Source organism: Pantoea coffeiphila, assembly GCF_016909495.1.
GTDB classification, from domain to species: Bacteria; Pseudomonadota; Gammaproteobacteria; order Enterobacterales; family Enterobacteriaceae; genus Erwinia; species Erwinia coffeiphila.
On record NZ_JAFBFW010000002.1, the window covers coordinates 114012 to 136854 of the forward strand.

At 53.2% G+C, this 22843-nt stretch carries 26 protein-coding genes and 2 tRNA genes; 18 read left to right on the forward strand and 10 right to left on the reverse strand.

What is annotated here, in order from left to right; genetic code table 11:
- Position 1: 1 nt before the first annotated feature.
- Positions 2 to 658 (reverse strand): UvrY/SirA/GacA family response regulator transcription factor, encoded by a 657-nt coding sequence (uvrY, locus tag JOE09_RS06285; protein ID WP_205065196.1) that lies wholly within the window; start codon positions 656 to 658, stop codon positions 2 to 4.
- A 524-nt stretch (positions 659 to 1182) separates the two neighbouring features.
- Between uvrY and JOE09_RS06290 the strand changes: the two genes are divergently transcribed.
- Together JOE09_RS06290 and JOE09_RS06295 are read left to right on the forward strand one after the other, a co-directional pair.
- Positions 1183 to 1407: a DUF2594 family protein gene (locus JOE09_RS06290; RefSeq protein WP_105593376.1), complete on the forward strand. Its 225-nt coding sequence runs from the start codon at positions 1183 to 1185 to the stop codon at positions 1405 to 1407.
- Between the two features lie 140 nt (positions 1408 to 1547).
- Complete coding sequence (locus JOE09_RS06295) at positions 1548 to 1886, forward strand: GlpM family protein (RefSeq protein ID WP_205065197.1); 339 nt, start codon at positions 1548 to 1550, stop codon at positions 1884 to 1886.
- Here the strand turns inward: JOE09_RS06295 and JOE09_RS06300 are convergent.
- A complete protein-coding gene (locus tag JOE09_RS06300; RefSeq protein WP_205065198.1) occupies positions 1883 to 2506 on the reverse strand; it encodes an acyl-homoserine-lactone synthase in 624 nt (207 codons plus the stop codon). The genes JOE09_RS06295 and JOE09_RS06300 overlap by 4 nt on opposite strands.
- Positions 2507 to 2634: 128 nt before the next feature.
- Positions 2635 to 3357, reverse strand: coding sequence for an autoinducer binding domain-containing protein (sdiA, locus tag JOE09_RS06305; protein WP_205065199.1), 723 nt, complete (start codon positions 3355 to 3357; stop codon positions 2635 to 2637).
- An 812-nt stretch (positions 3358 to 4169) separates the two neighbouring features.
- Between sdiA and cycA the strand changes: the two genes are divergently transcribed.
- Positions 4170 to 5564, forward strand: coding sequence for a D-serine/D-alanine/glycine transporter (gene cycA, locus JOE09_RS06310; protein ID WP_205065200.1), 1395 nt, complete (start codon positions 4170 to 4172; stop codon positions 5562 to 5564).
- Positions 5565 to 5623: 59 nt separating this feature from the next.
- On the opposite strand, the gene rutR is transcribed toward cycA, so the two are convergent.
- A complete protein-coding gene (rutR, locus tag JOE09_RS06315) occupies positions 5624 to 6289 on the reverse strand; it encodes an HTH-type transcriptional regulator RutR (RefSeq protein WP_200548038.1) in 666 nt (221 codons plus the stop codon).
- Between the two features lie 291 nt (positions 6290 to 6580).
- Between rutR and rutA the strand changes: the two genes are divergently transcribed.
- The 6 genes from rutA (at position 6581) to rutG (ending at position 11587) form a co-directional block, all read left to right on the forward strand.
- The gene (gene rutA, locus JOE09_RS06320) at positions 6581 to 7672 is read left to right on the forward strand and encodes a pyrimidine utilization protein A (RefSeq protein ID WP_205065201.1); all 1092 of its coding nucleotides are present in this window, start codon (positions 6581 to 6583) and stop codon (positions 7670 to 7672) included.
- Positions 7672 to 8418, forward strand: coding sequence for a pyrimidine utilization protein B (gene rutB, locus JOE09_RS06325; protein ID WP_205065202.1), 747 nt, complete (start codon positions 7672 to 7674; stop codon positions 8416 to 8418). Before rutA ends, rutB begins: the two co-directional genes overlap by 1 nt.
- A gap of 27 nt (positions 8419 to 8445) precedes the next feature.
- Complete coding sequence (gene rutC, locus JOE09_RS06330) at positions 8446 to 8832, forward strand: pyrimidine utilization protein C (protein WP_105593384.1); 387 nt, start codon at positions 8446 to 8448, stop codon at positions 8830 to 8832.
- An 11-nt stretch (positions 8833 to 8843) separates the two neighbouring features.
- Entirely contained in the window at positions 8844 to 9668 is an 825-nt protein-coding gene (gene rutD / locus JOE09_RS06335; protein ID WP_205065203.1) for a pyrimidine utilization protein D, read from the forward strand.
- Positions 9653 to 10165 carry an NADH-dependent FMN reductase RutF gene (gene rutF, locus JOE09_RS06340; RefSeq protein WP_205065204.1) on the forward strand — a complete coding sequence of 171 codons (513 nt, stop codon included), beginning with the start codon at positions 9653 to 9655 and terminating at the stop codon, positions 10163 to 10165. The genes rutD and rutF overlap by 16 nt, the downstream gene beginning before the upstream one ends.
- A gap of 93 nt (positions 10166 to 10258) precedes the next feature.
- Positions 10259 to 11587, forward strand: coding sequence for a pyrimidine utilization transport protein G (gene rutG / locus JOE09_RS06345; RefSeq protein ID WP_205065205.1), 1329 nt, complete (start codon positions 10259 to 10261; stop codon positions 11585 to 11587).
- Here the strand turns inward: rutG and JOE09_RS06350 are convergent.
- Complete coding sequence (locus JOE09_RS06350; RefSeq protein ID WP_105593555.1) at positions 11584 to 12510, reverse strand: DMT family transporter; 927 nt, start codon at positions 12508 to 12510, stop codon at positions 11584 to 11586. The two genes, rutG and JOE09_RS06350, sit on opposite strands and share 4 nt — an antisense overlap.
- A 256-nt stretch (positions 12511 to 12766) precedes the next feature.
- On the opposite strand from JOE09_RS06350, the gene wrbA reads away from it, so the two are divergent.
- From wrbA to JOE09_RS06365, 3 genes are all read left to right on the forward strand, one after another.
- A complete protein-coding gene (gene wrbA / locus JOE09_RS06355; protein ID WP_205065206.1) occupies positions 12767 to 13366 on the forward strand; it encodes an NAD(P)H:quinone oxidoreductase in 600 nt (199 codons plus the stop codon).
- Positions 13367 to 13383: 17 nt separating this feature from the next.
- Positions 13384 to 13614 (forward strand): YccJ family protein, encoded by a 231-nt coding sequence (locus JOE09_RS06360; protein WP_205065207.1) that lies wholly within the window; start codon positions 13384 to 13386, stop codon positions 13612 to 13614.
- Between the two features lie 148 nt (positions 13615 to 13762).
- Positions 13763 to 15133 (forward strand): NAD-dependent succinate-semialdehyde dehydrogenase, encoded by a 1371-nt coding sequence (locus JOE09_RS06365; RefSeq protein ID WP_205065208.1) that lies wholly within the window; start codon positions 13763 to 13765, stop codon positions 15131 to 15133.
- Positions 15134 to 15212: 79 nt separating this feature from the next.
- Here JOE09_RS06365 and agp read toward each other — a convergent pair whose 3' ends face one another.
- The 3 genes from agp to JOE09_RS06380 all read right to left on the reverse strand — a co-directional run bounded on the left by agp (position 15213) and on the right by JOE09_RS06380 (position 17768).
- Complete coding sequence (agp, locus tag JOE09_RS06370; RefSeq protein ID WP_205065209.1) at positions 15213 to 16877, reverse strand: bifunctional glucose-1-phosphatase/inositol phosphatase; 1665 nt, start codon at positions 16875 to 16877, stop codon at positions 15213 to 15215.
- 331 nt (positions 16878 to 17208) lie between these two features.
- Positions 17209 to 17296, reverse strand: a tRNA-Ser gene (locus JOE09_RS06375).
- A 384-nt stretch (positions 17297 to 17680) separates the two neighbouring features.
- Positions 17681 to 17768: transfer RNA gene (locus JOE09_RS06380), tRNA-Ser, on the reverse strand.
- 216 nt (positions 17769 to 17984) lie between these two features.
- Here JOE09_RS06380 and yccA point away from each other — a divergent pair.
- Together yccA and tusE are read left to right on the forward strand one after the other, a co-directional pair.
- Positions 17985 to 18641 carry an FtsH protease modulator YccA gene (gene yccA, locus JOE09_RS06385; protein WP_105593393.1) on the forward strand — a complete coding sequence of 219 codons (657 nt, stop codon included), beginning with the start codon at positions 17985 to 17987 and terminating at the stop codon, positions 18639 to 18641.
- 109 nt (positions 18642 to 18750) lie between these two features.
- Positions 18751 to 19077 (forward strand): sulfurtransferase TusE, encoded by a 327-nt coding sequence (gene tusE / locus JOE09_RS06390; RefSeq protein ID WP_105593394.1) that lies wholly within the window; start codon positions 18751 to 18753, stop codon positions 19075 to 19077.
- A 2-nt stretch (positions 19078 to 19079) separates the two neighbouring features.
- Here tusE and yccX read toward each other — a convergent pair whose 3' ends face one another.
- Complete coding sequence (yccX, locus tag JOE09_RS06395) at positions 19080 to 19358, reverse strand: acylphosphatase (protein ID WP_105593395.1); 279 nt, start codon at positions 19356 to 19358, stop codon at positions 19080 to 19082.
- Between the two features lie 89 nt (positions 19359 to 19447).
- Here yccX and rlmI point away from each other — a divergent pair, with 89 nt between their 5' ends.
- Together rlmI and hspQ are read left to right on the forward strand one after the other, a co-directional pair.
- Positions 19448 to 20638 (forward strand): 23S rRNA (cytosine(1962)-C(5))-methyltransferase RlmI, encoded by a 1191-nt coding sequence (rlmI, locus tag JOE09_RS06400; protein WP_205065210.1) that lies wholly within the window; start codon positions 19448 to 19450, stop codon positions 20636 to 20638.
- A 63-nt stretch (positions 20639 to 20701) separates the two neighbouring features.
- Complete coding sequence (hspQ, locus tag JOE09_RS06405) at positions 20702 to 21019, forward strand: heat shock protein HspQ (RefSeq protein ID WP_105593397.1); 318 nt, start codon at positions 20702 to 20704, stop codon at positions 21017 to 21019.
- Between the two features lie 26 nt (positions 21020 to 21045).
- On the opposite strand, the gene JOE09_RS06410 is transcribed toward hspQ, so the two are convergent.
- On the reverse strand, positions 21046 to 21465 hold the full coding sequence (locus JOE09_RS06410) for a CoA-binding protein (protein ID WP_200561382.1): 420 nt from the start codon (positions 21463 to 21465) through the stop codon (positions 21046 to 21048).
- A 188-nt stretch (positions 21466 to 21653) separates the two neighbouring features.
- Between JOE09_RS06410 and JOE09_RS06415 the strand changes: the two genes are divergently transcribed.
- The gene (locus JOE09_RS06415; protein WP_205065211.1) at positions 21654 to 22298 is read left to right on the forward strand and encodes a DUF2057 family protein; all 645 of its coding nucleotides are present in this window, start codon (positions 21654 to 21656) and stop codon (positions 22296 to 22298) included.
- Between the two features lie 82 nt (positions 22299 to 22380).
- On the forward strand, positions 22381 to 22839 hold the full coding sequence (locus JOE09_RS06420; RefSeq protein ID WP_200561386.1) for a methylglyoxal synthase: 459 nt from the start codon (positions 22381 to 22383) through the stop codon (positions 22837 to 22839).
- The last annotated feature ends 4 nt before the right edge of the window (positions 22840 to 22843 follow it).

Below are 22843 nucleotides of genomic sequence, written 5' to 3' on the forward strand. Positions count from 1 at the left end.
ACTACTCACTGCTGATTAACGGTTCCGAATTGAACAGACCATAGCGAATAGCCAGATGCGTTAACTCAACATCACCACTGATATTCAGCTTGCTGAACATACGATAGCGGTAGCTATTCACCGTCTTAGGGCTGAGATTCAACTGCTCGGAAATCTCAGTCACTTTCTGTCCTTTGGTGATCATTAGCATAATCTGCAGTTCGCGTTCTGACAAACAGCTCAAAGGTGATTCTGACTGCGGTTCTATCTGGCTTAACGCCATCTGTTGCGCGATGTCAGAGGCGATGTAGCGCTGCCCGGCGTTGACGGAACGGATTGCATTGACCACTTCCTGCGGAGCCGCTCCCTTACTCAGGTAACCTGATGCACCCGCCTGCATTACCTTAGCCGGAAGCGGGCTTTCAGTATGAATGGTCAGCATAATCACTTTAGCATCCGGCGAGTAGCGCACAATTTTACGCGTAGCTTCAAGGCCACCAATGCCTGGCATGTTCATATCCATAAGCACCACGTCAACATTGTTGCTGCGGCACCATTTCACTGCATCCTCACCACAGTTGGCTTCACCTACAACCTGGATACCTTTGATATCTTCCAGTATGCGACGGATCCCTGTACGCACCAGTTCGTGGTCATCGACGAGAAAAACGCTTATCAAACGGAACTCCCTAAATGGCTGAGGCAGGTGATGATGTGCAATAACGCAGGGTCATTATTCTACTACTTTTTTTTCACTGGTAGAACATATTTAACACAGCGACTAACAATTTCGTTTCTTAAATCATAATGCAAAATAAAAAATAACGCTCATGAAAATCTCTATGGCAGAGACATTGATATTCATCGGAAAAATTGCAATAAATACTTACCAAAATAAATGAAAAATACACAATAATCAGCAATTACATAGCATTAGATAAAACCAGTTGCGACAACTCTTCGTTAAGTAAATTCTACAGACATCCGGATATCTCTGTGAACTTAAATTAAGTTTAGTCTAAAGCGATAAGTAAGCAGGATAGCGTTACCGTTACTGCATCACGCTTTACTTCGTAAACGAGAGCGAAAACGAAGCGTGCCCGTCTGATTTTTTTTAAGCTATGTATGATATACTTTTAACAATTTTTCGCGCCCTGCCCTGTGGCTCAGGAGCATGTTTTTTATCATTTATCAGGAGAGATCATGAGTCAGATTGACTTTTCAACCAGTGAAGACGTTAAAGCATTAGCTAACGAAGTCACCTGCATGAAGGCGTTGGTTACGCTGATGTTGAAATCGATTGGTCAGGCCGACGCAGGCAAAGTGATCATCAATATGGAGCGCTACATTGCGGGTCTGGAAGATGAGCAGCAGGCTGAAGTGTTCAGCAACACCGTAAAACAAATCAAACACGCCTTCCGTCAGTAACCAGACAGGGGCCGGCAGCAGGGCTCTCGATCCCGCTGTCGGCCTCGAGCGTGCCTAATTTTCCCTGACGATGCCGCCCTTCTGCATCATCTGATAAGCGTCAGCCTCAGAAGAATAAACAATAACCAGTTGATGAAATAATGGCCTTACTTATTAAAGCGATACTTGGTGCAGTCGTTGTGTTACTCATCGGCATCCTTGCGAAAACACGTAATTACTATCTTGCCGGCTTGATCCCCCTGTTTCCCACTTTTGCGCTGATTGCACACTATATCGTCGCAAGCGAGCGTGGGGTCGAGGCGCTGCGCGCAACCATTCTGTTTGGCATGTGGGCAATCATTCCCTATTTCGTTTATCTGTTATCGCTGTGGTATTTCATCAATATGATGCGATTGGTGCCTGCACTGATGGCCGCGGTAGCCTGCTGGTCCGCGGCGGCATGGCTATTGATAACGCTGTGGTCGAAATGGCAGGCCTAGCGCCCGCGCATACCCCAGCTGATTGAAACGCCCAGAGAAGGCAGGACCTCTTCAGGCTTGAAGCGTCTTGAACCATGAAAACGCCTGGCCAGATGAGGCTGGGATATCGGTATTCTTACAGCAAAGAGATTATCTTCTGACTGAATGACGCCCGGCGGCAATTGCAGATAGTTAACCTGATACTGACCGAACATGTTTTCCAGCATTGGTGTCGCGGCGCTGAATAAATTGCTGATTCCGGACTGTTCAGCGAGCTGAAGCGCGTGCCATAAGATATTTAATGGCAGCTCACTGTCTATTTCCAGGCGCGCTGAAAAACGGGACATTTCCCAAATTTGTCCACCGTCGAGGCTTTCCCGATCGGCGTCAGAAAGTTCGCTATTTTGCGGACACTGCCATTTCATCAGCCGGGCACAGCCGCAAATGCCGTGCTGTGCATGCCAGGCGATCAGCCAGCAGACATCGGAACGATCAAAGCGATCGTACTCCTGGCCTGGGGTGCTGAGCCGAGAAGGAATTGACCAACCTTCTTCTCTGGCAAACACGCTGTAACGATAGCTTCCCAATTCGGCCAGCAACGAGGAAGGCATATCCTTCAGTTTGGTCTGGATAATTTTCATTTATAAATCCCCGTCGCACTCCCGCACGAAAACCACCCCGGGCGGGACGCGCAGGGTTGTTACCCTTGCGAAGGGTAGACAACCAATTAGTAATACGAAACTACCAAAATTAGTAGTTGCGTTGTTTTTCAGATCAAACCGATTGCAGCTGCGTAAGAGGCAATTTGCGTCTTGTTTGGCGCATTTAATCGTTTTTGCATGTTTTTCTGATGAAAATTAACCGTGTGCTGAGAAATAGAGAGTATCAGCGATATTTCAGCAGACGTTTTTCCTTCCGCCGTCCATTTAAGGATTTCGCGCTCGCGATCGCTTAATTCCAGTTTCACAGAGACCATGGAAATATCTTCAAGCCGGCTGAGCGTCGCCAGCGACAGTTCCACCATATACTGGAGTTTAAGTTGTAACTCGGTGGTTAACTTTACATTATTTAACGGATCTGATGAGGCGAATGATAATATCCCCGTTGCTCTGTTTTGCGCGATGGCTGAGATTGAGATACCGTGATAAATCCCATGCCGCCTTGCCGCTCGCATCATGACAACCCCTTCGCCTGCGCTCTCATCGTCCCACACCCACAGACTTCCCGGGAGATGACAATTCTGCAGGATAGGGTCCACAGGGGAATAGTTTTCCCGAAAATAAGAATTTATCCATTCATCGGGTAAATTGCAGTAATAGAAGGTCTTAGGCCGAGTAAATGGCACAGGGTGCTTGATGAAAAGCACATAAAAATCGAACCCAAGACGCTTTGCCTGTTGCTCAATTAACAGAGTTACCTGTTCAACCTCAGTTTTTTTACTGAATGCTAATTGAACTTCGTCTCGCCAGCTGAAATAAGTGTCAGCAGTCATCAATTCCCCAACGGAACGTAAGGGAACCCACTCGCGGTGATTCTGGTTTTCATTGTAAATATTGCTGTGTAATTAGACATTAAATGTGACCAGATAAATGATTATTGTAATAATGTTTTCGTGAGTAAATTACAGGATCGTTCTCTAATTCTTATTAAGTGTAGCTATTTTTTCACCGAAACAAGCCTAACTTTTATCCAACCCATCACAATACCGTATGTTATTATCACCTCAATGCTCGGATTTCCCACTCTGCATCGATCATTAAGCCTCAGATAACACTAGCATCATAGGATTTATCCTATCAGCATACAGCAACTTTGCGCTTTTTTCCCCCTGATCTGCATGTTGTCATACCCAGACAGGTATCACAGTCAGATCAAAACCCTGAAAAACGAATAAACCAATGATTTTAATATAATTATTTAATCTAGCGCATGCCATAAAATCGCCACAAATGTTCAAAAAAACGCAGTTCATGACCTGTTCATACACTTTCTTTCTGAAGTCCCTCATCTGAAATCCAATCCTGTCTCCTTTAGGATGGCGACTTTTTAAGCAGATAATCCCCGTTTAGCGCAATGTCGTTGTTTTTTATACTTTATCATTCTGATTTTGCGTTAAGCTCCTCTTCCTGTGGTGTCAACCGGAATCATTCGCTTCGATCGCCATCACTATTACCGAAAAGAATTACCCGTTTAAAGCGTTATTACACTATCTTATGCCAGCTAATCATGGCAGGACCGAATGAAATAAAAGCCATCAGAGCTTTAACTCATTTACACAGGACAGAACACGACAGGAGAACCTTAATGGTTGATCAATCAAAAGAGGCAACGCTTTCAGAGGAAGGCCCGGACACGCTACGGCGTAACCTGCACAATCGGCATATCCAGCTTATCGCCATCGGTGGGGCCATCGGTACCGGGCTGTTCATGGGATCGGGAAAAACAATCAGCCTGGCCGGGCCTTCGATCATCTTCGTCTACATGATCATCGGCTTTATGCTGTTTTTCGTCATGCGAGCCATGGGTGAGCTGCTGCTCTCCAATCTTGAATACAAATCCTTCAGCGATTTTGCGGCGGACCTGCTTGGCCCGTGGGCCGGCTATTTTACCGGCTGGACCTACTGGTTCTGCTGGGTCGTTACCGGTATTGCCGACGTGGTGGCCATCAGTTCGTACTTCCAGCTGTGGTTCCCTGACTTCTCTATCTGGATGAGTGCCCTGCTGTGTATCGTGGTGTTCTTATCGCTCAACGTCGCCACCGTTAAGCTGTTTGGTGAGATGGAGTTCTGGTTCGCCATTATTAAAATCGTCGCCATCGTAGCGCTGATTGCCACCGGTATTGTACTGGTTGCCATGCACTATCCTTCGCCGGGCGGCGGTACTGCCTCCTTAAGCAACATCTGGGATCACGGCGGTATGTTCCCGAAAGGGCTGAGCGGATTCTTTGCCGGCTTCCAGATTGCCGTATTCGCCTTCGTCGGTATCGAGCTGGTGGGCACCGCAGCAGCGGAAACTCACGATCCCAAAAAAGTGCTGCCGCGCGCGATTAACGCCATTCCCCTGCGTATCATCATGTTCTACGTGCTGGCGCTGATGGTGATTATGGCCGTGACGCCGTGGAATCAGGTTGTCGCCGACCGCAGCCCGTTTGTTGAAATGTTTGTGCTGATTGGTCTGCCGGCCGCGGCAAGTATCGTTAACTTCGTGGTGCTGACCTCGGCGGCATCCTCCGCCAACAGCGGTATCTTCTCCACCAGCCGTATGCTGTACGGCCTGTCACAGCAGGGCGTGGCGCATCGTCGTTTTGGTGTGCTTTCAAGCCGTGCAGTGCCAACAACCGGCCTGTTCTTCTCCTGCTTCTGCCTGCTGGGCGGCGTGGCGCTGATTTATCTGATCCCGAACGTCATGACGGTGTTTACCCTGGTCACCACGGTCTCCGCCATCCTGTTTATGTTCGTCTGGACGATTATTCTGTGCTCGTACCTCGCCTACCGCAAAAAGCATCCGCAGCGCCATGCGGAGTCGAGCTATAAAATGCCGCTGGGCAAATTTATGTGCTGGGTATGCATGGCCTTCTTCGCCTTCGTACTGGTGCTGTTAACGCTGGAAGAAGATACTCGCCAGGCGTTGATGGTCACGCCGCTGTGGTTCCTGATGCTGGCCGTGGGCTGGTTCCTGCGTAGCCGCAAAAAAGCCTAAGCCTTACCCGAACGGGGCAGTCCATCGTTGGACTGCCCTGCTTTAGCGGTCAGCCAGGCTTAACGTACGCGTATTCCCTCAATCACCATTTTCTGCACGTTTTCCACCGTCTGATTAAAAAAGGCTTCATCGCTTAGCGTCTGGCCGGTCACGGCTTCAACCTGAGTCGCAAAATCAGCATAGTGCTGCGTGGTTGCCCACAGCATAAAAATCAAATGGTGTGGCTGAACTTCCGCTAGTTTTCCCTCGCGAACCCACTGTTCAATGATTGTCGCCTTATCTTCAACCAGATGACGCAAATCCCCCGCCAGCTCAGCCTTCAGCAGCGGTGCCCCCTGCAGCATCTCCATACAGAACAGCCTGGAGGCCTGAGGATAATCGCGCGATACCTCCAGTTTAAGACGTATATATTGGCGAATAGCCTCCAGCGGATGCTGGTCGGCGCGCAGCGCTCGCAGCGGTGCCAGCCAGATATCCAGCAGATCTTTTAACACCGCAATGTACAGTTCTTCCTTAGAAGGGAAGTAATACAGCAGATTGGTTTTGGATACATCGGCGCGTTCGGCCACTTTATCCAGGCTGGTGCCGTGGATACCAAACTGTGAAAAATACTCCAGCGCCGCCGCCAGAATAGCGGAACGCTTCGCCGCGACCGCGCGGGAGCGCCTCGTCGGGGCTTTGACCGGTTGTTTATCTGTCGAATTCACCGTGACTCCGTGATCCATATGGGTTGCGGGGATAATACCAAATCACCTGAATCACACCTAATCGCGACGCTGCACTTTTATTGCGCACCGCTGCCAGTTTTTTGTGCAGTTATTTTTTATCAAATGGTCCGTTTTGACCGACTGCTCTACCTTTAAATTCACAGAGAGAAAACAACCCGTTGCTTTAATTAACATTTTTAATTCTGGCATAACCTTTGCAATCTTTCCTGCAACGCGCCGCTTTAATGGAAACCGCAGGATGCAACGCAGCGCCGGGATTAAATCTTCCAATTAATCAGAGGGTTCCATATGAAAATCGGTGTTTTTATTCCTATCGGTAACAACGGCTGGCTGATCTCCCGCAACGCGCCGCAGTACATGCCAACTTTCGAGCTGAATAAAGCCATTGTGCAGAAAGCGGAGGCCTACAACTTCGATTTTGCCCTGTCGATGATTAAGCTGCGCGGCTTTGGCGGTGAAACGGAGTTCTGGGACCATAATCTGGAATCCTTCACGCTGATGGCCGGTCTGGCCGCCGTGACTTCCCGCATCGAGATTTATGCCACCGCAGCCACCCTGACTCTGCCTCCGGCCATTGTGGCGCGGATGGCCTCAACGATTGATTCCATTTCCGGCGGCCGCTTCGGTGTGAATCTGGTCACCGGCTGGCAGAAACCCGAATACGACCAGATGGGTCTGTGGCCGGGCGATGAATATTTCTCCCGCCGCTATGACTATCTGACCGAGTACGTCAACGTGCTGCGCGATCTGTGGGGCACCGGTAAATCCGACCTGAAAGGTGAATTCTTCACCATGAACGACTGTCGCCTCAGCCCGCAGCCGCAGCGCCCGATGAAAGTGATTTGCGCCGCGCAGAGCGATGCCGGAATGGCGTTTTCGGCGCAGCATGCGGACTACAACTTCTGCTTCGGTAAAGGCGTCAACACACCAACCGCTTTTGCCCCTACCGCCGCTCGCATGAAGGCTGCCGCCGATGCCGCAGGCCGCGACGTGGGTTCTTACGTACTATTTATGATTATTGCCGCGGAAACCGACGAGGCCGCCCGCGCCAAATGGGAACACTACAAAGACGGTGCCGATGAAGAAGCACTCGCCTGGCTGACCACCCAGAGCCAGCAGGATAAACGCTCCGGGAGCGATACCAACGTCCGCCAGATGGCCGACCCGACGTCAGCGGTCAACATCAATATGGGCACGCTGGTGGGGTCATGGTCCAACGTGGCCCGCATGCTGGATGAGGCCGCCACCGTGGCCGGTACTCAGGGCATCCTGCTGACGTTTGATGATTTCCTGCAGGGCATTGAAGATTTTGGCGAGCGCATTCAGCCACTGATGAAGAGCCGCGCCGAGCTGATTGATATCGCGAAAGAGGTAGCATAATGAACGCGAAACGCGCCGTAGTCTGTACCACCGCATCAACAACACATGCCGTTACCCTCCCAGCCCGTCCGGAGGATATCGTCTTCCCGCCCGAGCAGACCGCGCTGATCGTGGTGGACATGCAGAATGCCTACGCCACGCCCGGTGGCTATCTGGATCTGGCAGGATTTGATGTTTCGGCAACACGACCGGTTATCGATCGGATTAACAATGCGGTTAACGCCGCGCGCGAAGCCGGGATACAGATTATCTGGTTCCAGAACGGCTGGGACGATAACTACGTTGAAGCAGGCGGCCCCGGATCGCCAAACTGGCATAAATCCAACGCCCTGAAAACCATGCGCCAGCGCCCTGAACTGGAGGGTACGCTGCTGGCCAAAGGAACCTGGGACTATCAGCTGGTCGATCAGCTGACCCCGCAGCCCGGCGACATTGTGTTGCCCAAGCCCCGCTACAGCGGTTTCTTTAATACCGCACTCGACAGCATGCTGCGCAGCCGCGGCATCCGCCATCTGGTCTTCACCGGAATCGCGACCAACGTCTGCGTTGAGTCAACGCTGCGTGATGGCTTCTTCCTCGAATATTTCGGCATCGTGCTGGAAGACGCGACCTATCAGGCCGGACCGCTGTTTGCCCAGCAGGCGGCGATCTTCAATATCGAGACCTTCTTCGGCTGGGTGTCTAACGTTGACAGCTTCTGCGCCACGCTGAAGGCCGGGCAAAACGCGCTGCCGCAAACGGCATAACCATCACTTGACTGAGGAAGAACCATCATGCCTAAAACCATTATTACGCCACCCGGGACCAGCGTCCCCATTGCACCTTTCGTCCCCGGAACGCTGGCCGACGGCATCGTGTATGTTTCCGGAACGCTGCCTTTTGATAAGGACAATAACGTTGTCCACGTTGGCGACGCGGCGGCGCAGACCCGCCACGTGCTGGAAACGATTAAGAGCGTTATCGAAACGGCAGGCGGCACGATGGATGACGTTACCTTTAACTCCATATTTATTACCGACTGGAGCAACTACGCGGCGGTGAACGCGGTGTATGCCGACTACTTCCCCGGCGAGAAGCCCGCTCGTTTTTGCATTCAGTGCGGGCTGGTGAAACCGGATGCACTGGTTGAAATCGCCAGCGTGGCGCATATCGGTAAATAAGGGGATACCTTATGCATATTGAACTGTCAGGCTGTAGCGATCCCGATGCCAGAACCCTTGTACTCTCCGCCGGACTCGGCGGACTGGGGAACTTCTGGCTACCGCAAATGAACGCCCTTCGCGCCGCCTATCGCGTGGTGGTATATGACCAGCGCGGCACCGGCCGCAGCGCGGACAGCCTGCCTGACGGTTACAGCATGCAGGATATGGCCGACGAGCTGATCGCGCGACTAGACCGGCATGGGATTGAACGCTTCGATGTTATCGGCCACGCGCTGGGCGGGATGATCGCCATGCAACTGGCGCTCGACCATCCGCAAAGGGTGGAAAGACTCGTACTGGTCAACGGCTGGCTTCAGCTGGATGCCCATACCCGTCGCTGCTTTCGCGTGCGTCAGGATCTGTTACTCAATACGGGCGTCGAGGCTTATGTCCGCGCTCAGCCGCTGTTTCTTTATCCCGCAGACTGGCTGTCGGAGCATCAGGATCGTATTGAAGCCGAAGATGCGCTGCATACCGCGCATTTTCAGGGGATGGAGAATCTGCTTAAGCGGCTGCACGCGCTGATGAGCTGCGATTACAGCACGCAGGCGGCGCGTATCACCCAGCCGGTACTGCTGCTCTGCTCCCGCGACGATCTGCTGGTTCCCTGGACCTGTTCCGAACGCCTGCATGCTGCCCTGCCCAATGCCACGCTACAGCAAATGAACTGGGGCGGCCATGCCATGAGCGTTACCGACAGTGCCACCTTTAATCACCATTTACTGACCTGGCTGCAGCATACCGAACGCAGCCCCGAAACCGTTGATATGGAGCTGATATGGCTGAAACCCTGAATGACCCGACGGTAGAAAAACACCAGTTTCGTGATGCCATGTCTCGCCTTGGCGCCGCCGTCAATATTATCACCACCGACGGCCCCGCGGGGCGTGCTGGCTTTACCGCCTCGGCGGTGTGCAGCGTCACGGATTCACCTCCGACGCTGCTGGTATGCCTGAATCGTTCTGCTTCGGTATACGAGGTATTCAGAGAGAACATGCAGCTGTGCGTCAATACGCTGGCCGCAGGTCATGAGTCGCTGTCCGGTCTGTTCGGCGGTAAAACGCCAATGGCCGAGCGCTTTATTGCCGCCGACTGGACGACCCAGGTAACCGGGTCACCGATCCTCAGCGGCGCGCTGGCCTCATTTGATTGCATCGTCAGCCAGATTGTCAGCGTCGGTACACATGACATCCTGGTCTGTGAAACCCGCGCGCTGGTGTTTGGCGATAGCCGAAGTGGCCTGATCTATTTCGATCGCCGCTATCACCCGGTGGGAGAGCACAGTTTCTGATTTTTCTTCGCGGGCTACACGGCCCGCATACCTACTGGCTCATTCAGCGGCAACGCGGCCGGTCAATGTGGTTATGACACTCTGGAGAAGACGATGGCGAGTTCCTGGTTTCCTCAATGGTCGAAAAAAACGGCGTCAGCGCAGGATATTGTCGCGCCCGATGAAGCGTTGCCCGTCGGGCAAACCCTGATTATGGGCCTGCAACACGCGGTGGCGATGTTCGGTGCCACCGTGTTGATGCCGCTGCTGATGGGTTTTGATCCTAACCTGTCGATCCTGATGTCGGGTATTGGCACCCTGCTGTTCTTCCTGGTAACCGGCGGGCGTATCCCCAGCTACCTCGGTTCGAGTGCGGCGTTCGTCGGCGTGGTCATCGCTGCCACCGGATTTAACGGCCAGGGCATCAACCCCAATATCAGCGTTGCGCTGGGCGGGATCATTGCCTGCGGCGCGCTGTACACGCTGATCGGCTTTGTGGTGATGAAGGCGGGAACCCGCTGGATCGAAAAGATGATGCCGCCGGTGGTCACCGGGGCGGTGGTCATGGCCATCGGCCTGAACCTGGCGCCGATTGCGGTTCGCGGCGTATCCGCTTCGATGTTCGACAGCTGGATGGCAGTGATGACGGTGATGTGTATCGGCGTGGTGGCGGTTTTTACCCGCGGCATGGTGCAGCGATTGCTAATCCTGGTCGGGCTGATTGTCGCATGGGCGATTTATGCACTGATGACCAACGTGCTGGGTTTTGGCACGCCGGTGGACTTCAGCCCGCTGGCCGCTGCGGCCTGGTTCGGTATGCCGCAGACTACGTCACCCACGTTTAGCACTCAGGCTATCGTGATGATCGCGCCGGTGGCGGTGATTCTGGTGGCAGAAAATCTCGGCCATATCAAAGCCGTGGCCGGAATGACCGGACGCAACCTCGATCCATGGATGGGCCGTGCGTTCGTCGGTGACGGTCTGGCGACCATGATTTCCGGTAGCGCAGGCGGAACGGGCGTGACCACCTATGCGGAAAATATCGGGGTGATGGCCGTCACTAAAGTCTATTCGACACTGGTGTTCGTTGCAGCAGCGCTGATTGCCATGGTACTGGGCTTTTCACCTAAGTTTGGTGCGCTGATCCACACGATTCCGGGCCCGGTCATCGGCGGTGCCTCGATCGTGGTCTTCGGCCTGATCGCCGTGGCCGGCGCGCGGATCTGGGTACAGAACAATGTTGATCTTAGCCAGAACGGTAACCTGATTATGGTGGCGGTGACACTGGTACTGGGTGCGGGTGATTTCGCACTGAAAATCGGCAGCTTCACACTTGGCGGCATCGGCACGGCGACGTTTGGTGCGATTCTGCTCAATGCGATTCTGAGCCATAAGCGTGCCGCTGCCTTAAGCGACAGCAGCGTAGTACGCCAGGACAGTTAGCCGTTTTTACACTCTACGGGCGAAGGCGATCCCTTCGCCTTTTTTTTGCGCTTCAGTTTCAGCTCGCTAACCAGCACACCCATCACAATCAATGCGCCGCCCAGCAGAGCGATAGCCGGCAGGCGTTCCCCGGCAATGCGCCCTACAACGCCTGCCCATACCGGTTCACCGGCATAAATCACGGTGGCACGGGTCGGAGAAACGCTGCGCTGTGCCCAGTTCATCGTCACCTGAATGATGGCGCTGGCGATACCCAGGCCCACCGCGCTGTACAGCAGATACGGGCTCCACGCCGGAACAGACTCGCCGTTCGGGGCCATCATCAGAAAACCAAAAATCGAGGCGGCGGCCAGCTGAATAACGGTAACGCGCCGCACGTCCACTTTCCCCGCACTGGCTCCAATGAGCAGGATCTCTGCGGCAATCGCCAGCGTGCTGAGCAGCGTGGCAATTTCACCGACATTAAACGCCACCTCTCCGCCATCAGGCCCGGCCAGCAACAGCAGTCCGCTGAACGCCAGCGCAATGCCAATCCACGACATCAGCCCCGGCATTTTACGCAGAAACACCCACTGCATTAGCGGAACGAGCGGTACGTACATTGCAGTAATAAAGGCCGACTTACTGCTGGAGATGGTTTGCATTCCGTAAGTTTGCAGACCATATCCCAGTCCAATCGCAATGCCGATCAGCACACCGGCTTTGATCTCAGGCCAGGTGACGTTGCGCATAACGCGCCATGAAACCAGCCCAAGCAACAGCGCCGCAACGGCAAACCGCACACCGATAAAGAAGAACGGGCCGCTGACGGTCATCGCATGATGCACAGCCAGAAACGTGCCGCCCCAGACCATGGTAATCAGAATAAGCACCAGCTCACTGGTGTTAATGGAAAATTTATAACGGGAAAGTAAACCAGACATAACGCACTCTGCTGTAATTTTGGCGTCAGTGTGCGGGGATAACGGCAGCCGGTCAAGCACCGCACGGTGTGGGCTGCGTTCATCACACCCTGCCGGGTTTGCTGGCCCTGCCCGTCGCCTGCATAGTCAGACCCAGGACCACCCCGAAATGATTTTTAATACAAAATTGATCTGCCGCCAGGCAGCCGCAGAGGCTTCTTCTATACTGAAAAATCAGTTAAAAAATTAACTTGGCGTTTGAAGAGGTCAGCAGCGTATGGCTAAAATTCTAGTGCTCTATTACTCCATGTACGGACATATTGAAACAATGGCGCAGGCCGTTGCGGAAGGTGCCCGTAAAGTCCCTGGTGCAGAAGTCACCATTAAACGCGTGCCGGAAACAATGGATGCCGCCCGGTTTGCCGAAGTTGGCGGTAAAACCGGCCAGACCGCGGCAGAAGCCGATCCGAGAGAACTGGCGGACTATGATGCCATCCTGCTTGGCACGCCCACCCGTTTCGGCAATATGGCCGGGCAGATGCGTAACTTTCTCGATCGCACCGGCGGACTGTGGGCGTCTGGAGCCCTCTACGGCAAACTCGCCAGCGTCTTCGCCTCTACCGGTACCGGGGGCGGTCAGGAGCAGACCATCACTTCCACCTGGACCACCCTCGCCCATCACGGCATGGTGATCGTTCCCATCGGGTACGGAACGCAGGAACTCTTCGATATCTCTCAGGTACGCGGCGGAACGCCGTATGGCGCAACCACCATTGCCGGCGGCGACGGTTCCCGTCAGCCCAGCGAAGAAGAACTCAATATTGCACGCTATCAGGGTGAATATGTTGCCGGGCTGGCAGTAAAACTCAACGGATAATCGGACAGGAGACAATTATGGCAACACAACAATCTAAGGCTCATCACGTCGGAGAATGGGCCGCCCTGCGCTGCACCTCGCTGGAAATCGCGGAAGCCATCTTCGAGGTGGCTAATTATGATGAACGCCTTGCCGAACAAATCTGGGAACAACAGGGAAGCGATGACGTTCTGATTCGTGCATTTAACAAAACCGAAGACGATGTGCTGACCTGGGATAATAAAGTGGTCGAACGCAAAAATGTCTGAAGCAGAGGGCGGGATTTTCCCGCCCTTTCTGTTTTATTCCACTGGGACTCTTCCGATAACCTGGCATGCCCTTCTAGGTTTCTACTACGCTTAACTCCACGTGACACATTTCAGCCCGCAGGGCTGACTAACGACCAAGGAGCGTAGAATGTCCTATCAGACCATCAATCCCGCGAGCAATAAGCTGATAAAATCCTGGCCCGCGCACACTGACGAACAGGTAGAACAGGCGCTGGCAGCCGCCGATGCGTTGTATCACTCCAGCTGGTCAAAAGGAGACATTCAACCGCGTTTACAGGTATTACAGAAGCTGGCTACGCTGATCGAGGAACGCGTGGAGGAACTTGCCATCGCCGCCAGTGAAGAGATGGGCAAGTTGATTGGCCAAAGCCGGGGAGAAGTTGAGCTTTGTGCACAGATCGCTCGCTACTATGCCGAAAACGCCGAGCGTTTTCTTGCTCCCGTACGTTATCCCAGCGAACTGGGTGAAGCCTGGGTGGAACATCATCCCATTGGTGTGCTGGTCGCCGTTGAACCGTGGAATTTTCCCTTCTACCAGCTGATGCGCGTACTGGCACCTAACCTTGCCGCCGGTAATCCGGTGCTGGCAAAACATGCGCAAAATGTCCCGCACTGCGCAACGCTTTTTGCCGATCTGGTCAGTCAGGCAGGTGCACCAAAAGGTGCCTGGACCAATCTGTTTGTCAGCAATGATCAAATCGCAGAGTTGATTGCCGATGACCGTGTTCAGGGTGCTGCCCTCACCGGTTCAGAACGCGCGGGCAGCGCTGTAGCGCAGCAGGCGGGTAAATATCTGAAGAAAACCACTCTTGAACTCGGTGGTAACGACGTTTTCGTGGTGCTTGATGACTGCGATCTGGACAAAGCGGTGAAGGCGGGCGCAGGTGCGCGCCTGAGCAACTGCGGTCAGGTGTGTACCGCCGCCAAACGTTTCCTGGTGCACGAGAAGATCGCCGAGACGTTTATGGAAAAACTCGTTGCCGCTTTTGAGGCAGTGAAAATTGGCGATCCGTTAGATCCCAACACGACCCTTGGCCCTCTCTCTTCAGCAGAAGCGCGCGATCGCCTTGAGAAACAGGTGAAACAGGCCGTTGAAAAAGGCGCAAAACTGGTGCTGGGCGGCAAGCCGGTGAACGGTGCAGGCTGTTTCTATCAGCCGACCATTTTGACCGGTATTACACGCGATAACCCCGCCTGGTTTGAAGAGTTCTTCGGCCCGGTAGCGCAGATCTACATCGTGCGTAACGACGATGAGGTGGTCAAACTGGCTAACGACTCCCACTATGGTCTGGGCGGTGCCGTGTTCACCGGAGATATCGCTCGCGGTAAAGCGCTGGCATCGCGTATTGAAACCGGCATGGTGTATATCAACTCGGCCAGTAATACCGCCCCGGAGTTACCGTTTGGTGGCATCAAACGTTCTGGTTTTGGCCGTGAGCTTTCCGATCTTGGTATTAAAGAGTTTGTGAATCAAAAGCTGGTGGTAATCAGCAAATAAGCCCACCTTGAAAATGGTGAAAAAAAGGCCGACACCCGGGTGTCGGCCTTTTAACGTTGGCGGGTCTGGAAAAACGCAATCAGCTCGCTGACGGCTGCGCCTGTGTTTTATCAGCGCTGCTGGCGGAATCAGGCTGAGCGGTCTTAGTTTCGCTAGCCTTATCTTTCTCTGCTGCTGCTTTATCCGCTGCTGCTTTGTCAGCAGCGGCCTTATCTGCGGCCGCTTTATCTTTTGCAGCCTGTTCTGCGGCAGCTTTTTCCTTAGCGGCTTTCTCAGCAGCAGCTTTCTCCGCGGCGGCCTTTTCCTTCGCCGCTTTTTCCTGAGCTGCCTTGTCTTTTGCCTGCTGTTCAGCCGCCGCTTTATCTTTGGCATCCGTCGCGGCTTTATCCTGTGTTGCTTTAGCAGCAGCCTGATCGGCAGCAGCTTTGTCCGATGCCTCTTTCGTTACGTCAGCCGCATCGGCTGAAGCGGCAACAGGTTCAGCAACCTGCATTGACGTACCCTGCAGCGCAGTATTCAACACCGCAGTGAACTGATCCCACGGGCAGAATCCGTTAGCATCAGTCTGGCAGCCGGCCATTTGCAGGGTCACGCGTTTCGGCGGGTTATCCAGCGACAGAGGTTCTGCATCGCGTAGCTGCTCGGTGCTCTGATAAACGTATTCAACCTTCACCAGCTCACGGTTGTTTTTCTTATCCAGCCACCGCTGGAACTGAATCATCCCGCCAATTGGCGTACGTTCATTCTGATCGGCTAAGTCATAAGGCTTAAAGTCCAGCGCGGTCAATAACGAAGCGATATTAGAATCATGGCCGACCATCAGCGTGACTTTCGGCGCGCTGTCTTTATCCTGGTCGATCAGCATGCTGCGAATATAGTCCACCAGCGGGGCAGCCACTTCTCGCGCTACCAGGGGGGAGGTGAACAGTGTGTCCTGATAACCATTTTTAATGGCCGACAGTTCTTTCCACTGCTCCGGAGTTTTGATCTGTCCCCAGGCCACCTGGTCGAGCGGCATGCCTTCGTAATACTGCAGGGTAAACGCATCAACCAGTGAGTTACCCACTTTCAGCGGACCAGAAACGCCGGGCTCTTTGCCGCTGTCGGCGCTGAAAGTGTTCTGATTGGTGCTGGAAAGATCGCACTGTTTTTTGCCGTTGCAGGCCGCAGAGTTTTTATAATCGATAATTTTTTCCAGGCGCTGGAATGCAGGCTTAAGCGCCAGCTTTTCGCCTTCGGCATTCATCGCTGAGAGCGCCTGCTTGTTGAAGTCTTCACTGCTGCTGGTGATAACCGGATTAAAGATCGGGTCCATCGAACCCATTTCATCCTGATGAGAAACCGCTACATCGCATCCCGGGAACGCACCGGTAATAAAGAACTGCGCGGTGGCGACGGTACGCTGCAGGCTGTTGGCATACGCATAGATCGCGTCAGGAGACGGGCATTCGCCATCTTTAATCAGCCCCTGCTGCGCCAGCCATTCGCGGGTATAGCGCCCCATATAAACTTCCAGCACACCGCCCTTGGTGGTCAGTTGACCACCCGGCACATCCCACTTCGGCCAGGCTTTTTTCGTCGCCTGTGCCAGCACGCTACCATTGTCCGCCAGCGGCGCACGCAGGTTGTGGCGGCTCATCATCAGCACCTGTTCCAACTGGTAATCGCTATCGGCAGCCCATGCAGACACGCCGGAAAGTGCAGAGCATACAGCGAGTGCACAGAGACTTAACTTTTTAATCATAGGTGTATTCCATTGATTCATCAGGGTGAATAACTGGCAGATAAACGTGCGGCACAGAAGAAAACAGCGCACAACGCTGGGTCACCACCACCGCTCTCCAGAGAAAGTCCAGAAACTCACAATCATCATCGATATTGAGAATATAGCAGACTCTGCCCCCGGCGGTTTAGTGGCATTAGAAGATTGAAAAGAAACAAGATGTTTTCTGTAATGCTCAATCGCTCATCACAGCAAGAAAATAGCAGGATGTGAGGGAAAACAGAAGACGTTTGAGGTGATAGCTGTAAAAAGCAAAAACCCCGAGCTTCTTCAAGCTCGGGGTCAGAATAGATGGTGGAAGCGTAGAGATTCGAACTCTAGAACGGTTTCCCGTCGCCGGTTTTCAAGACCGGTGCCTTCAGCCACTCGGCCACGCTTCCACACGGTATCAGCTTCGGCTAAGGTGCCGGTAACTGATGGAGCGCAGTATAGGGGGAGTTTTTTCGTTTGCCAAGATTATTTTTCGCTATTTTGTTGATTTTGTGAACATTTGAATTCTTTTGGCTGTTTTACAGGCAAACATTGCGGCAAGTGATTATAAAACAGACGGTTTTTCCTCTCAAACCGATGATGTTGCCGTACAAAAATGAAGAGAGACAGAGACAGAGACAGAGACAGAGACAGAGACAGAGACAGAGACAGAGACAGAGACAGAGACAGAGACAGAGACAGAGACAGAGACAAGCTTAGCGGATTTGTTTTGCCTGCAAATTTATTTTTCGCATAACAAAACGGGTCAGCTTTCGCTGACCCGTAGAATTAGGTGGTGGAAGCGTAGAGATTCGAACTCTAGAACGGTTTCCCGTCGCCGGTTTTCAAGACCGGTGCCTTCAGCCACTCGGCCACGCTTCCACAATGGGGCGCACTATAAACATCCCGACCGGGCTTGTAAAGCAGGTTTTGTTTCGTTTGCCTGAAAAATCAGCGAAAACGACGCGCTCGCTGTGATATTCGCCAATCTGCTTAAGTTATCAGCGCTTTAGCGAGTAAAGAAGGGTAAAACATCTTTCCCCTTCGCCCTTCCCTCTTTATTCTCTCTGGTATTTTAGTGACCCTGAGAGGTGCTTTATGGATCGCATAGTTTATTCCTCACGCGAAAGCTCGTTGTTGAGCACGCACAAAGTTTTACGTAATACCTATTTCCTGCTGGGCCTGACGCTGGCATTTTCCGCCGTCACCGCCACGCTGAGCACCGTGTTTGCTCTGCCTTCCCCAGGACTGATCCTGATGCTGGTGGGTTTCTACGGCCTGATGTTCCTGACCTATCGTCTGGCTAACAGCCCGGCGGGTATTCTGGCTGCGTTTGCCTTTACCGGTTTCCTTGGCTACTGCCTGGGACCGATCCTGAACTCGTTCCTGTCTGCCGGCATGGGTGATGTGATTGGACTGGCGCTGGGCGGTACTGCGCTGGTGTTCTTCTGCTGTTCAGCCTACGTGTTGACCACTCGTAAGGATATGTCTTTCCTGTCCGGCATGCTGATGGCAGGTTTTGTCGTGCTGCTGATTGCGGTTGTGGCTAACATCTTCCTGAACATCCCGGCGCTGCATATGGCGATCAGCGTGCTGTTTGTGTTGTTCTCTACCGGTGCCATCCTGTGGGAAACCAGCAACATCATTAACGGCGGCGAGACCAACTATATTCGCGCCACCGTCAGCCTGTACGTTTCGATCTACAACATCTTCGTAAGTCTGCTGAGCCTGCTGGGCATGTCCCGCAGCAACTAATTCTGACCTGATGTAAACAAAGCCTCGCTTATGCGGGGCTTTATTTTTGGCTGAAGTAAAAGTTTGTTAAACTCCGCCGCAGAGTGAATCAGGCTGTAGAGGTAATAGAGTGCAATTTGAAGGCAGAGAGATTGAGCGCGACGCGCAGGGCTATCTGAAATCCACCGCAGACTGGAGCGAAGCGTTGGCACCGCTGCTGGCGGAAGAAGAAGACATTGAACTGAGCGACGCACACTGGGAAGTCGTTCGGTTCGTGCGCGAATTTTATCTGGAGTTTAATACCTCTCCGGCCGTACGCATGCTGGTGAAAGCCATGGCACAGAAGTATGGCGAAGAGAAAGGCAACAGCCGTTATCTTTTCCGGCTGTTCCCGAAAGGCCCCGCTAAACAGGCGACTAAAATTGCCGGTTTACCCAAGCCCGCGAAGTGCCTGTAACGCTAACCCGTCGTAAACCCTTTTAACCCGGCAGCAGGCTGGCAGGGCTCCGTCAATACGCGTTCAACCCTGGCGCTTCGCGGCCCTCCTGCCTGCAGCCAGCCGAGCAGCGCATCAACCTGCTGCTGCTCACCGCACATCAAAACTTCTACGCTGCCGTCATCAAGGTTTATCGCATGACCCGTAAGCCCCAGAGCTTTTGCTTCGCGCTGGGTACTGTAGCGGAACCCGACGCCCTGCACTCTGCCGTAAACCCATGCACGCAGACCGACACTCGCCATTTTCTCTCCTTATCTCCACCACTGATTGCTTTTTCCCAGTCAGCACCGGACAATATCGCCTGATTCTCTGAGTATAAGCATAACTAACTATGACTGTTCGTTTGATTCTTGCCAAAGGGCGTGAAAAGTCCTTACTCCGTCGCCATCCATGGGTGTTCTCCGGGGCGATTGCCCGCATGGAAGGTAAAGCCCAGTCGGGTGAAACTATTGATGTCTGCGATAGCCAGGGAAAATGGCTGGCACGTGCCGCCTGGTCTCCACAGTCGCAAATTCGCGCACGCGTCTGGAGCTGGGAGCAAGACGAATCGATTGATATCGACTTTTTCGTCCGCCGTCTGCAGGCCGCGCAGCAGCTGCGCGACTGGCTGGCTCACCGTGATAATCTTGACAGCTACCGCCTGATTGCCGGTGAATCCGACGGGCTGCCGGGGATCACTATCGATCGATTCGGTAACTTCCTTGTGCTGCAGCTCCTGTCTGCCGGAGCGGAATACCAGCGTGCCGCGCTGATCACCGCGCTGCAAACCTGCTATCCGGGCTGCGCAATTTACGATCGTTCTGACGTTAGCGTGCGTAAAAAAGAAGGTCTGGAGCTGACCCAGGGTGTTGTTCTGGGCGAAACGCCACCGGCACTGCTGCCGATTACCGAACACGGAATGAAGCTGCTGGTGGACATTCAGACTGGTCACAAAACCGGCTATTACCTCGATCAGCGCGACAGCCGTCTGGCAACCCGCCGCTATGCAGAAGATCGTCGCGTACTGAACTGCTTCTCTTACACCGGTGGTTTCGCAGTTTCCGCCCTGATGGGCAACTGTCGTGAAGTGATCAGCGTTGATACTTCGCAGGCGGCGCTGGATGTGGCAAAGCAGAACGTTGAGTTAAACGGTCTGGATCTGAGCAAGGCCCAGTTCCTGCGCGATGACGTTTTCAAACTGCTGCGCCGCTATCGTGACGAAGGCGAAAAATTCGATCTGATTGTGATGGACCCACCTAAGTTTGTTGAGAATAAAAATCAGCTGATGGGTGCGTGCCGTGGCTATAAAGACATTAATATGCTGGCGATGCAACTGCTGAACCCGGGCGGTATGCTGATGACCTTCTCCTGCTCCGGACTGATGCCTACCGAACTGTTCCAGAAGCTCATTGCAGATGCCGCCGTCGATGCTAAGCGCGACGTGCAGATTATTGAGCAGTTCCGTCAGGCTGCCGATCATCCGGTTATTTCCAGCTATCCGGAAGGACTTTATCTGAAAGGTTTCGCCTGCCGCGTGCTGTGACTTGAAAAGTGTTGCCTTCGCCTCCATACACTGTGGTAAGGGCAACGTTTCAGGAGGTCACCCATGATTGCCAGCAAATACGGTATTGGTCAGCAGGTTCGTCATCAGCTGCTGGGTTTTTTGGGCGTGATAGTCGATGTCGATCCTCAGTATTCACTGAAAGAGTCGGTCAGTGAAGATATCAGCGGCAGCGAAGCAATGCGTGCAGCGCCCTGGTATCATGTGGTGATGGAAGATGAAGAAGGCCAGACGGTACACACCTACCTGGCCGAAGCGCAGATTGCCTGGGAGCAGCCGGGAGAACATCCTGATCAGCAGTCGCTGGATGAGCTGGCGCTTTCCATTCGCCAGCAGCTGCAGTCTCCAAGCCTGAGAAACTAATTTAAACCCTGCTAAAGCAGGGTTTTTTATGCGCTCTTCGCCAATCCAAGGCGCGGGATTTCTATTTTCGGGCAGCGATCCATCACAACGGTTAGCCCGGCATCCGCCGCCAGCACCGCAGCCTGTTCGTTGATCACCCCAATCTGCAGCCAAAGTGTTTTCGCGCCGATGGCAATCGCCTCCTGGGCAATGCCCCACGCCGCCTCCGCGTTGCGGAACACATCCACCATGTCGACAGGCTGAGGAATGTCTTTCAGTTCGGCATAAACCGCCTGCCCCAACAGTTTCTGACCGGCCAGTTTAGGGTTGACCGGTATAACGGCATAACCCTGAGAAAGAAGATATTCCATAACGTGGAAGGCCGGGCGCTGCTCGTTATCAGTGGCCCCTACCAGGGCGATAGTTTTGCTACTGGTCAGAACATTGATAATCTTTTTGTCATCCATTTTTCTCTCCGGTTCGGGTTAACGGCCTGTATTTTCTCATTATGACTGATTCGCCTGGCTCAGTATCACCACTTCAGTAATTCACGATCAATAGCACGATTAAGTGTGTTTAAATGTTAATATGATGCCATACTGAAAGACTTTGATACATTCGACGTTTTCTCACCTTTTGCTCGTCTGGAGTAAGAATGAAGCTGTTTAAGGTCATAATCGGGCTGGTCATGATGCTGATTGCCTCTTCTGTGCAGGCAACCACGCTAAAGCTTTCTGCCGATATCGACCTTTTGGTTCTGGACGGGCATAAAATTTCCGGTTCGCTGCTAAAAGGCGCTGACGGATTAGAGCTGGAGCGCGGCGAACATCAGCTGCTTTTTCGCGTAGAGAAATCGTTTCATATCCCCGCCCACAGCCCCGTAACCTGGGTTTCGGCTCCGCAAATTGTGACGTTTACCGCCCGCAGTCGTTCGGTGCTGATTCAGCTTCCCCCTTTAGCTTCCGTACGCGAAGTCAGAATGTTCGACAGGAAACCGCAGTTTACTTTAGTCGATGAAAAAGGCGGCGAGATCGCAAATAAGCGCGATTTTTTGACCGTCACTACCAGCGGTGATTTTGAACAGGCGATGATTCACTATAACCTGAACGGAGAAAACGCCTCGGTTCCACGTTTTGCGCAGCCGGGTAAACATACTGCCCTTAGCGCTGCACAGGAGCAGGATCTGGCCCTCGATCGCCGTTCGGCAGCGGAAAGGATGCTGCATCTCTGGTATCAGCAGGTTGATGCTGCCACCCGCCAGCGTTTTATTACCCTGATGAAAGCCTTACATACCAGTTGATATCCGTTTAACCGCAACGTTACACTCAACTTTCTGTTTATTTGACGTTTCTGCCGTTACCCTACATAGCCAGGATATCTGAATGGACCAGACCACTCGTAAGATACAGCCGCAAAAACATATTGCGCTGGTCGCTCATGACCACTGTAAAAACTCCCTGATGGAATGGGTAAATATTCACAGAGATAAGCTGCAGCCCCATACGCTGTATGCCACCGGCACAACCGGTAATCTGGTACAGCGAGCCACCGGCCTGCCGGTTACCGCCATGCTCAGTGGCCCGATGGGCGGCGATCAGCAGGTGGGTGCGTTGATATCGGAAGGGAAAATCGATCTGTTAATTTTCTTCTGGGACCCGCTGAACGCCGTTCCGCACGACCCGGATGTGAAAGCCCTGCTGCGTCTGGCTACCGTGTGGAATATCCCGGTGGCCACCAACCGCGCCACCGCTGATTTCATTATCCACTCGCCGTTATTCGATCAGCAGGTTGAAATCCAGATCCCGGATTACGAGCGCTACCTGCAGCAGCGCCTGAAGTAACCGC